The organism is Streptomyces sp. NPDC059371 (assembly GCF_042751995.1).
Classification (GTDB): Bacteria; Actinomycetota; Actinomycetes; order Streptomycetales; family Streptomycetaceae; genus Streptomyces.
In genome coordinates, this window is sequence record NZ_JBHYXD010000135.1 from 9,142 (window position 1) to 19,164 (window position 10,023).

Here is a 10,023-nt window from a genome sequence, read left to right on the forward strand (position 1 = left end):
ACTCGCGCCGCCGCCGTCCGCCACGCCGGGCGAAGATCACAGCGGTGGCAGCGTGGGCGCGGTCTTCGCCGGGGTCTCCTCCAGGGCGGCCAGCGCGATCCGGACCGCCTCGTCGAGCTGGGTGTCACGGCCGGCCGCGTGGTCCTGCGGCGCCTGGACGACCTCGACGTCGGGATCGACACCGTGGTTCTCGACGTTCCACTCGTACCCCTCCATCCAGAAGGCGTACTTGGGCTGGGTGACGCTGGTGCCGTCGACGAGGCGGTAGCGGCTGTCGATGCCGATGACACCGCCCCAGGTGCGGGTGCCGACCACGGGTCCGATGCCGAGCGCCTTGATCGCCGCGTTGACGATGTCGCCGTCGGAGCCGGAGAACTCGTTGGCGACCGCGACGACGGGACCGCGCGGCGCGTCCTCCGGGTAGCTGTAGGGGCGCAGCCCGCGGGGCAGGTCCCAGCCGACGATCCGCCGGGCCAGCTTCTCCACGACGAGCTGGGAGGTGTGGCCGCCGCGGTTCTCGCGGACGTCCACGACCAGGCCCTCACGGGCCACCTCGACCCGCAGATCGCGGTGGAGCTGAGCCCACCCGGCGCCGACCATGTCCGGCACGTGCAGATAGCCGAGGCGCCCGCCGGACCGCTCGTGGACGTAGGCACGCCGGTCGGCGACCCACGCGTGGTAGCGCAGCGGCTCCTCGTCGGCGAGCGGTACGACGACCGCGTGCCGCGGATCGCCGCCGCCGGAGGGCGAGATCGTCAGCTCGACGGGCTTGCCCGCGGTGCCGACGAGCAGGGGCGCGGGCCCGGCCACCGGGTCCACCGGCCGGCCGCCGACCGCGACGATCGCGTCCCCGGCGCGCACCGCGACACCGGGCGCGGCGAGCGGGGCCCGCGCCTCGGGGTCGGAGGTCTCCGAGGGGAGGATCCGGTCGATGCGCCAACTGCCGTCCTCGTGACGGGAGATGTCCGCGCCGAGGAGTCCCTGTGCCCGGTCCCCGCCGCTCCAGCCGCCGCGCGGGGTGACGTAGGCGTGCGAGGTGCCGAGTTCGCCCTGGACCTCCCACAGCAGGTCGACGAGGTCGTCGTGGGTGGCGACCCGCTCCAGGACCGGCCGGTACCGGTCGAGGACACCGTCCCAGTCGACACCGCCGAGGTCCGGGCGCCAGAAGTTGTCCCGCATGAGGCGGCCCGTCTCGTCGTACATCTGGCGCCACTCGGCGGCCGGGTCGACGTACTGGCGCACCCGTGACAGGTCGACGGTGATGTTCGTGTCGCTCTCGTCGTCGTTCGAGGCGCGCCGGTCGCTGGGGACGACCTTGAGCTTTCCGTCGGTCCACAGCAGGACCCGCTTGCCGTCGCCGGTGACGGTGAAGTGGTCGGCGTCGGCGGCGAGATGCTCGATGCGCTGCTGGGCGAGGTCGTACCGCTCCAGTTCGGTCTTGGGGTCCGGGTCGTCCGGGGTGGCGCGGGAGGCGCCGAGGACGCCGCGCACGGGGTGGCGCAGCCACAGCAGCCCGTCCTTGGCGGCGCGCAGCGTGGAGTAGCGGGCGGCCTCGACGGGGAACGGCACGATCCGGTCGGCGAGTCCGTCCAGGTCGATGCGGGTGCTGGGGGCGCCCTCGCTGTCGGGCGTCTCGTCCTTGTCGGGCGCCTCGAAGGGCCTGCCGTGCCGCTGGGGTCCGAAGGGCGACGGGGTCGTGGCTGCCAGGGTGATCAGATACGGCCGGGAGCCGCCGACGAAGGCCAGGTCGAAGACGTGCTCGTCGTAGACGGGGTCGAAGGCGCGGGCCGACAGGAAGGCGAGGTGTTTGCCGTCGAGGGTGAACGCCGGCGCGTAGTCCCGGAAGCGCAGCGGGGTCGCCTCGGTCACCGACAGGTCGGTGGTGTTGGCGAGCTTGAGCTGGCGCAGCGGGCGGGGGCCGGGGTGCGACCAGGCGAGCCAGGCAGAGTCGGGCGAGAAGACGAGGCCGCTGACCTCGCCGTCCTCGCCGCGGTCGACCTCGCGGACCTCGCCGCTCTCGCGCTCGACGAGCAGCACGCGCCCGTCGTGCGAGGCGACGGCGGCGCGGCTTCCGTCGGGCGCCATGGCGAGGCCGAGGACCCGGCCGAGCGCGCCGGCGGCGAGCCGTCGCGGGGTGGCGCCGGGGGCGACTCCGGTGGCGGGGGCGAATTCGAGGGCGTCGTCGCCCTCCGCGTCGGTCACCCACACGACGTGTTCCTCGCCCTCGGCGCGGAAGGTGCGGGGCAGCCGGGCGCGGACGCCGGGTTCGGCGGCGAGCGCGCGGGCCGGTCCTGAGCGGTGGGTGACCCAGTGGACGGCGCCGCGCACGGAGACCGCGCTGCCGCGTCCGGTGTGGTCGGGCGCGGCGGCGGAGAACCAGCGCGAGGCGCTCACGGGGTGCGGCTGCTGGTCGACGCGCTGGCCGCCGAGCCGCAGGTCGAGGCGGCGCGGCTCGGCGCCGTCGAGGCCGTCCAGGAGCCACAGTTCGCCGCCGGACGCGTACACCACACGGGTGCCGTCGGTGGCGGCGTGGCGGGCGTAGAAGGAGTCGAGGGGGGTGTGGCGGCTCAGGCCGGATCCGTCGGCGAGGGAGGAGTACAGGGCGCCGACGCCCTCGTGGTCGGAGAGGAACGCGATCCGCTCGCCGGCCCAGAAGGGGTATTCGATGTTGCCGTCGATGTCCTCGTGCAGCCGGACGAACTCTCCGTCGCCGTCCCGGTCGATCCACAGCTTGCCCGCCGTGCCGCCCCGGTACCGCTTCCACCAGGCGGCCTCGCGTCCCATCGGGGCGGACAGCAGGACGACACCGTTCTCGCCGTGGGCGACGTCGCCGACGGGCCCGTACGGGAGGGTCGCCGCGGGGCCGCCGTCGAGCGGGACGGACCGGGCCCAGGTGCGGCGCAGGCTGGCCTGTCCCTGGGTGCTGAGGGCGAGTACCTGTCCGTCGGAGGTCCAGCCGCGCACCTGGGTCTTCACGCTGCCCCAGTGGGTCAGCCGTTTCGCGGGACCGCCGTCCAGGGAGGCCGCGTGGACCTCGGGGGCGCCGTCACGCGTCGACGTCCAGGCGACGGTCGTACCGTCCGGGGAGATGCGTGGATGGCTGACCGGGACGTTGTCGGCGCTGATCCGCCAGGCGCGGCCCCCGCCGTCGACCGGGGCGGCCCAGATGTCGTCCTCGGCCGTGAAGACGACCAACTCGCCGTGCAGATGCGGAAACCGGATGTACGCGGAGGCTGCGGAATCGGTCACCCGGTCACCCTATGCAGCCGCGCGTGGCCCGGGTAGAGGTTCGAATCACTTGATCCGCGTACGGTTCGCCAGGTCACTTGCCCTGCGAGGGCCAGCAGGTGGGGTCGCCCTTGCACCACATCGTCTTCGTCACGGTGACGGTGACGGTGGGGTTGGGCTGCCCGTTGGTGGGGTGGTAGGTGACCGGCGGGGTGGGTCCGGCACCGCAGTCGCCGAGGCCCTTGACGTGGAAGATCTGCTTTCCGCCGACGGTGGCGCGCAGATCGCCGCGCACGCAGGCCCCGTTGACGGCGCGGGTGACCTTGCCCTTGACGGTGATGGCCCGGCCGTCGCCGGTCTGGCCCTGGCAGTCGACGGTCGCCACGGTGCTCTCGCTCGGCGAGTGCGACTTCCCCGGCGTGTAGGCCTTGCCCGCGTTGCCCAGGCTCGCGGTGCAGGTGAGCCACCTCACGTCCACGTGCCGGTTGTCCAGCTCGCGGGTCGCCGTCTTGTCGGTCGTGTAGGCGACGGTCGCGGTGCTGAGTCCGTCCATGGGCTCGCACCCGGTCACGGCGAACACTCCGGCCGCTCCCAGCCCGACGGCCGTCAGGACCCGCCCGCGCCTCGTCCGGTGTCCGGAATACCTCGAAGCCCCCATGGACGGCAGCGTGCCACCGTGTGGCGACGCGCGGTAGACCGCATGCGGCCATCGGGGGCACAACCACCCGAAGGTGTTGCCCGGCGGGCCGGGAAGGCCATAAGGTTCCCGCCTCCCCCGGCCCCGGACGGCTTCCGACCGGCCGTCAGCCGAGCATCAGCAGCCACTCCTGGAGTTCCACCAGGTTGCCCTCGGGGTCCTTGAGGTGGGCGACGCGCATGCGGTCCGTCATGGGGGCCGGGCCGTGCAGGAGGTCCGCGCCGCGCGAGACGACCTGCTCGCAGTAGGTGTCGAGGTCGTCGACCCGCAGCACCACCAGCGACCGGTGTCCGGTCACGGCGTCGCCGAGCTCACCCAGTATTTCCGTCATCATGGCCCGGTCCTGGAGGGCGATGCCCGCGGACCCGGTGACCGGACTGAACTTCTCGTACGGTCCCTCGGCCGCGCCCGACTGGGGCTTGAGGCCGAGGACTTCGGAGTAGAAGCGGTAGCAGACGGCGAAGTCGGAGACGAGCAGTCGTACCTGAGCGAGTTCCATGGGTTCCTCGTTCGATGCGCGGATGTCAGGTCGTGCCGACGGCGGGCGGGTCAGGACCAGCGGCCGCTGCGGGCCAGCAGCAGCGCGGTCGCCACGGTCCCGGCCGTCGAGGTGCGCAGCACCGTGCGCCCCAGGTGGAAGGTCTTCGCGCCGGCCTCGGTGAAGAGGGCGACCTCGTCGGCGGAGATGCCGCCCTCGGGGCCGACCACCAGGACGATCTCACCGGAGGCGGGCAGCGGGGCGGTCGCGAAGGGCTCGGTGCCGAGGGCGGTGTCCTCGTGGAGCACGGCGCCGAGATCGGCTTTGGCGAGAAGTGCGGCAACCTGCTTGGTCGTCATCGCGTCCGCGACCTCCGGGAAGCGTGCGCGCCGGGACTGTTTGCCGGCCTCCCGGGCGGTGGCGCGCCATTTGCCGAGCGCCTTCAGACCCCGCTCGCCCTTCCACTGAGTGATGCAGCGGGAGGCGGCCCACGGGACGATCGCGTCGACGCCGGTCTCGGTCATGGTCTCGACGGCCAGCTCGCCCCGGTCCCCCTTGGGCAGGGCCTGGACGACCGTGATGCGCGGTTCCCCGGGCGGCTCCTCGGTGACCGTGCCCATCCGCACGATCAGCCGGTCCTTGCCCTCGGTGCCGAGGACCACGCACTCCGCCCGGCGCCCGGTCCCGTCGGTGAGCACGACGTCCTCACCGCTGTGCAGCCGTTTCACGGAGACGGCGTGCCGTCCCTCGGGTCCGTCGAGGACATGGCGTCCCTCGCCGTCCGTGTCGAAGTGCTCGACCAGGAACACCGGTGCCGTCATCGGGCCGCACCCTCTTCCGGGATCTCGGCGGCGGCCGACAACGCTGTCTCGGCCGCCGCGATTTCTGCGTTCAGTACCTCCACGAGCTGCCCGGCGGGCAGGTCGCGGGCCATGCGGTGGCCCTGCCCCGCCCACAGTGCCATGCCCTGCGCGTCGCCCGCCTTGGCCGCCGCCTTGCGCAGCGGCAGGGTGAGGTGGTGGACCTCGGGGTAGGCGGCGGGGGCGTACGGGCCGTGCTCGCGCATGAAGCGGTTGGCCAGCGCCCGCGCCGGGCGTCCGGAGAAGGCGCGCGTGAGCTCCGTGCGTACGTAGAGGGGGTCGGTCAGCGCCTGCTTGTGCACGGCGCTCGCGCCGGACTCGGGGGTGGCGAGGAAGGCGGTGCCGAGCTGGGCCGCGTCCGCGCCCGCGGCGAGGACGGCGGCGATCTGGCTGCCGCGCATGATGCCGCCGGCCGCGACGACCGGGATCCCCACCCTCTCGCGGACCTGCGCGACCAGTGTGAGCAGGCCGACGCCCGTGCCGTCCGTCTCGGGGTTGTCCCGGTGGGTGCCCTGGTGTCCGCCGGCCTCGATGCCCTGCACGACGACCGCGTCGGCGCCGGCCCGCTCCGCACCGAGGGCCTCCTCGGCCGTGGTGGCGGTGACCAGGGTGAGGGTGCCGGCGCGCCGCAGCGACTGGAGCACCTCCGGCTTCGGGACGCCGAAGTGGAAGGAGACCGCCGCCACCGGGTTGTCGAGGAGGACGGCGAGTTTGGCGTCGTAGCCGTCGTCGCGGCCGCTGTCCGGGTCCCCGAGCTCGGTCTCGTACCAGGCGGCCTCACCGGCGAGCTGGTGCGCGTACACCTCGACCGCGGCGGCGTCCGCGTGTTCGGGCTGCGGGAGGAACAGGTTGACGCCGAAGGGACGGCCGGTCAGCCCGCGCAGTTGCTTGATCTCCTGGTACATGCCGTCGGCGGTCTTGTACCCCGCCGCGAGGAAGCCGAGCCCGCCGGCCTCGGACACGGCGGCCGCGAGCTGCGGGACGGAGACTCCGCCCGCCATGGGGGCCTGCACGATCGGGTGAGGGAAGAGATCGGTCAGCGCGGAGGACATGACGGCATGTTGTCACGTCCCCCGGACAAGTCCGAATCCGGTCGTCCGGCCGGATACGGCCTCCGACGTGGAGGGCACGGGGCGCTTCGGGCCCCGTGCCCCGCCTGGATCAGCGGCCGTTGAAGGCGTCCTTCAGCCGGGAGAAGAGCCCCTGCTGACCGGGCTGGAACTGACCGGTGGGCCGCTCCTCGCCACGCATCTGCGCCAGCTCGCGCAGCACCCGCTCCATCTCCGGGTCGAGCTTGGTCGGCGTGGTGACCTCGACGTGCACGATGAGGTCGCCGCGGCCGCCGCCGCGCAGGTGCGTGACACCCCGGCCGTGCAGCGGGATCGACTGACCGGACTGCGTGCCCGGACGGATGTCGACCTCCTCCATCCCGTCGAGGGTCTCCAGCGGCACCTTGGTGCCGAGGGCCGCCGCGGTCATCGGGAGGGTGACCGTGCAGTGCAGGTCGTCGCCGCGCCGCTGGAACATCGAGTGCGGCAGTTCGTGGATCTCCACGTACAGGTCGCCGGCGGGGCCGCCGCCGGGGCCGACCTCGCCCTCGCCCGCGAGCTGGATGCGGGTGCCGTTGTCCACACCGGCCGGGATCTTGACCGTGAGGGTGCGGCGGGAGCGGACCCGGCCGTCGCCCGCGCACTCGTGGCACGGGGTCGGGACGACGGTGCCGAAGCCCTGGCACTGCGGACACGGCCGCGAGGTCATGACCTGGCCCAGGAAGGACCGCGTCACCTGGGACACCTCGCCGCGACCGCGGCACATGTCACAGGTCTGCGCGGCGGTGCCGGGCGCGGCGCCCTCGCCGTTGCAGGTGCCGCAGACGACGGCCGTGTCGACCTGGATGTCCTTCGTGGTGCCGAAGGCCGCCTCGTCGAGCTCGATCTCCAGCCGGATCATGGCGTCCTGGCCACGGCGGGTGCGCGAGCGCGGTCCGCGCTGCGACGCCGTGCCGAAGAACGCGTCCATGATGTCCGAGAAGTTCCCGAAGCCGCCCTGGCCGAAGCCACCGGCGCCGCCGCCCTGCTGGGACAGCGGGTCACCGCCGAGGTCGTAGACCTGCTTCTTCTGCGGGTCCGACAACACCTCGTACGCGGCGTTGATCTCTTTGAACCGCTCCTGCGTCTTCGGATCGGGATTGACGTCCGGGTGCAGCTCGCGAGCGAGCCTCCGGAACGCCTTCTTGATCTCGTCCTGGGACGCGTCGCGGCGCACGCCGAGTACGGCGTAGTAGTCCGTGGCCACTTACGACTCCGCCAGGATCTGTCCGACGTACCGTGCCACCGCTCGTACCGCTCCCATCGTTCCCGGGTAATCCATGCGGGTCGGGCCGACCACGCCGAGTTTGGCTACTGCCTCGCCGCCCGAACCGTAGCCGACGGAGACCACGGACGTGGAGTTGAGTCCCTCATACGCGTTCTCGTGCCCGATTCGCACGGTCATGCTCGAATCCCCGGCCTCTCCAAGCAACTTGAGGAGCACGACCTGCTCCTCCAGCGCTTCGAGCACCGGCCGGATGGTGAGAGGGAAGTCATGTCCGAATCGCGTGAGATTGGCGGTACCGCCGATCATCAGGCGCTCCTCGGTCTCCTCGACCAGTGTCTCCAGCAGTGTGGAGAGCACCGTCGAGACCGTACCCCGGTCCTCCGCCTCGAAGGCTTCCGGGAGGTCCTGGACGAGCTGCGGGACGTCCGCGAAGGGACGCCCCGCGACCCGGCTGTTGAGCCGGGCCCGCAGGTCCGCCAGCGACGTCTCACCGAACGGCGCCGGGCAGTTGATCATGCGCTGCTCGACCCGGCCGGTGTCCGTGATCAGCACGAGCATCACCCGCGCGGGAGCCATCGACAACAGCTCCACGTGACGCACGGTCGAACGGGTCAGCGAGGGGTACTGCACGACGGCCACCTGCCGGGTGAGCTGCGCGAGCAGCCGCACGGTCCGGCCGACGACGTCGTCCAGGTCGACGGCGCCGTCCAGGAAGTTCTGGATGGCGCGGCGCTCGGGCGCGGTCATCGGCTTGACGCCCGCGAGCTTGTCGACGAAGAGGCGGTACCCCTTGTCCGTGGGGATGCGCCCGGCACTGGTGTGCGGCTGGGCGATGTAGCCCTCGTCCTCCAGGACCGCCATGTCGTTGCGGACGGTCGCCGGCGAGACGCCGAGACGGTGCCGCTCGGTGAGCGCCTTGGAGCCGACCGGCTCCTCGGTGCCCACGTAGTCCTGGACGATGGCGCGCAGCACCTCGAGCCTGCGTTCACTGAGCATCGCGCACCTCCAGAAGTCGACTCGGTGGTCTTCGTGGCCTTCGTGGCATTCGCCTGGCACTCAGCGCACACGAGTGCCAGCGTTCCCCGGCCCAGTGTACGGCCGTGAGGCACGCCCCGGGCAAGGGCGGGCCTGCGATGTCGTGCACGGCACCCGGTCACCGTTAGCGTCGCCGCATGAGGCTGACTTGGGAAGAGCTCGGGTGGGAAAGGGTGGCGCCCCGGGTGGGGCGACGGCGGCTTCCGGACTGGGACTGCACGGCGGGGCTCGTCGTCGGCGAGGAGGCGGCGCTGATGATCGACGCCGGGTCGAGCCTCGCGGAGGGCGCCGCACTGCGCGCCGATGCGCGGGTCCTGACCGGCGCGGGTGTGACCCATATCGCGCTCACCCACCCTCATTTCGACCACGTTTTCGGCGCGGCCGCCTTCGCGGGCGTGGAGATCTTCGTCGCCGGCGGCTCGTCGGAGGCGTACGTACGCGGCCGCGAGGAGCTGCGCGCGGACGCGGTGCGCAACGGTCTCGACCCGCGGGCCGCGGAGGAGGCGGCCGACTCCCTCGTACGGCCCCACCGCTCCGTCCGGAGCACCTGGGACCTGGATCTCGGCGGCGTCGGGGTCCGGCTGGTGCGGACGGGCGAGGGCCACACCGCCCACGACCTCGTGGTCGTCGTGCCGGGCGACCCGGCGGTGGTGTTCTGCGGCGACCTGGTCGAGGAGTCGGGCGAGCCGCAGGCGGGCCCCGACGCCGTACCGTCGCGCTGGCCCGCGGCTCTCGACCGGCTGCTCGCGCTGGGCGGTGAGGAGGCGCTGTACGTCCCCGGGCACGGGGCGGTGGTGGACGCCGCGTTCGTACGGTCCCAACGGGACGCCCTGGCCGAGCGTTTCGGCGTGTCGCGGTGAGCGTCGCCGGGCTTCTCCTATCGTCATCCGAATGCGCCAGTACTCTCCGGACCTGACCCCGCCGTGGAAGAGGTCCCAGCCCGTGCCCGAGGTCCCGGCGGACCCGGGTCTGGTCGTCGAGGAGCCCGGCACCGGCTTCTGCGGCGCGGTGATCCGCTGCGAGGCGGGCACGGTGACTCTGGAGGACCGCTTCGGCAAGCACCGGGTGTTCCCGCTGGAACCGCGCGGCTTCCTGCTGGAGGGCAGGGTGGTGACCCTGGTCCGCCCGACGGCCTCCGCGCCGGTGCGCCCCAGCCGTACGGCGTCCGGCTCGGTGGCGGTCCCCGGCGCCCGCGCCCGGGTCGCACGCGCCGGGCGCATCTACGTCGAGGGCCGTCACGACGCCGAACTGGTCGAGCGGGTCTGGGGCGACGATCTGCGCGTCGAGGGCGTGGTCGTGGAGTACCTGGAGGGGGGGGGGCGCCGACCGCGCCGGCGGCGCCGCGGGAGAGCCCCCCCCCGCCCCCCCCCCCGGCGGCGCCGGGAGGCCCACCGAACCGGGGCTCGGAG

The 10,023-nt window shown here is 73.0% G+C and carries 9 protein-coding genes; 2 read left to right on the top strand and 7 right to left on the bottom strand.

Going from position 1 to position 10,023, the window contains the following annotated elements; all coding sequences use genetic code 11:
* Positions 1-36: 36 nt before the first annotated feature.
* From ACFXGX_RS39905 to hrcA, 7 genes are all read right to left on the bottom strand, one after another.
* On the bottom strand, positions 37-3,249 hold the full coding sequence (locus ACFXGX_RS39905; RefSeq protein ID WP_384802274.1) for a S41 family peptidase: 3,213 nt from the start codon (positions 3,247-3,249) through the stop codon (positions 37-39).
* 73 nt (positions 3,250-3,322) lie between these two features.
* Complete coding sequence (locus ACFXGX_RS39910) at positions 3,323-3,781, bottom strand: hypothetical protein (protein ID WP_384802277.1); 459 nt, start codon at positions 3,779-3,781, stop codon at positions 3,323-3,325.
* Positions 3,782-4,031: 250 nt separating this feature from the next.
* Entirely contained in the window at positions 4,032-4,424 is a 393-nt protein-coding gene (locus ACFXGX_RS39915; protein ID WP_384802280.1) for a VOC family protein, read from the bottom strand.
* A gap of 50 nt (positions 4,425-4,474) precedes the next feature.
* Entirely contained in the window at positions 4,475-5,224 is a 750-nt protein-coding gene (locus ACFXGX_RS39920) for a 16S rRNA (uracil(1498)-N(3))-methyltransferase (RefSeq protein ID WP_384802283.1), read from the bottom strand.
* Positions 5,221-6,315 carry a nitronate monooxygenase gene (locus ACFXGX_RS39925; RefSeq protein ID WP_384802286.1) on the bottom strand — a complete coding sequence of 365 codons (1,095 nt, stop codon included), beginning with the start codon at positions 6,313-6,315 and terminating at the stop codon, positions 5,221-5,223. The genes ACFXGX_RS39920 and ACFXGX_RS39925 overlap by 4 nt, the downstream gene beginning before the upstream one ends.
* Positions 6,316-6,424: 109 nt before the next feature.
* Complete coding sequence (dnaJ, locus tag ACFXGX_RS39930) at positions 6,425-7,558, bottom strand: molecular chaperone DnaJ (protein WP_384802289.1); 1,134 nt, start codon at positions 7,556-7,558, stop codon at positions 6,425-6,427.
* Positions 7,559-8,575 (bottom strand): heat-inducible transcriptional repressor HrcA, encoded by a 1,017-nt coding sequence (hrcA, locus tag ACFXGX_RS39935; protein WP_355764533.1) that lies wholly within the window; start codon positions 8,573-8,575, stop codon positions 7,559-7,561. It abuts the gene before it with no gap.
* Between the two features lie 176 nt (positions 8,576-8,751).
* On the opposite strand from hrcA, the gene ACFXGX_RS39940 reads away from it, so the two are divergent.
* Positions 8,752-9,474, top strand: coding sequence for an MBL fold metallo-hydrolase (locus ACFXGX_RS39940; RefSeq protein ID WP_384802292.1), 723 nt, complete (start codon positions 8,752-8,754; stop codon positions 9,472-9,474).
* 31 nt (positions 9,475-9,505) lie between these two features.
* Positions 9,506-10,023: DUF3097 family protein (locus ACFXGX_RS39945; RefSeq protein ID WP_384802295.1), on the top strand; the 518-nt coding region annotated here is incomplete at its 3' end.

Excerpts from the sequence above, each read along its gene's own strand:
- ACFXGX_RS39915 (WP_384802280.1), bottom strand. The coding sequence starts at position 4,424 with ATGGAACTCGCTCAGGTACGACTGCTCGTCTCCGACTTCGCCGTCTGC.
- hrcA (WP_355764533.1), bottom strand. The coding sequence starts at position 8,575 with ATGCTCAGTGAACGCAGGCTCGAGGTGCTGCGCGCCATCGTCCAGGAC.
- ACFXGX_RS39940 (WP_384802292.1), top strand. The coding sequence starts at position 8,752 with ATGAGGCTGACTTGGGAAGAGCTCGGGTGGGAAAGGGTGGCGCCCCGG.
- ACFXGX_RS39925 (WP_384802286.1), bottom strand. The coding sequence starts at position 6,315 with ATGTCCTCCGCGCTGACCGATCTCTTCCCTCACCCGATCGTGCAGGCC.
- ACFXGX_RS39920 (WP_384802283.1), bottom strand. The coding sequence starts at position 5,224 with ATGACGGCACCGGTGTTCCTGGTCGAGCACTTCGACACGGACGGCGAG.
- ACFXGX_RS39910 (WP_384802277.1), bottom strand. The coding sequence starts at position 3,781 with ATGGACGGACTCAGCACCGCGACCGTCGCCTACACGACCGACAAGACG.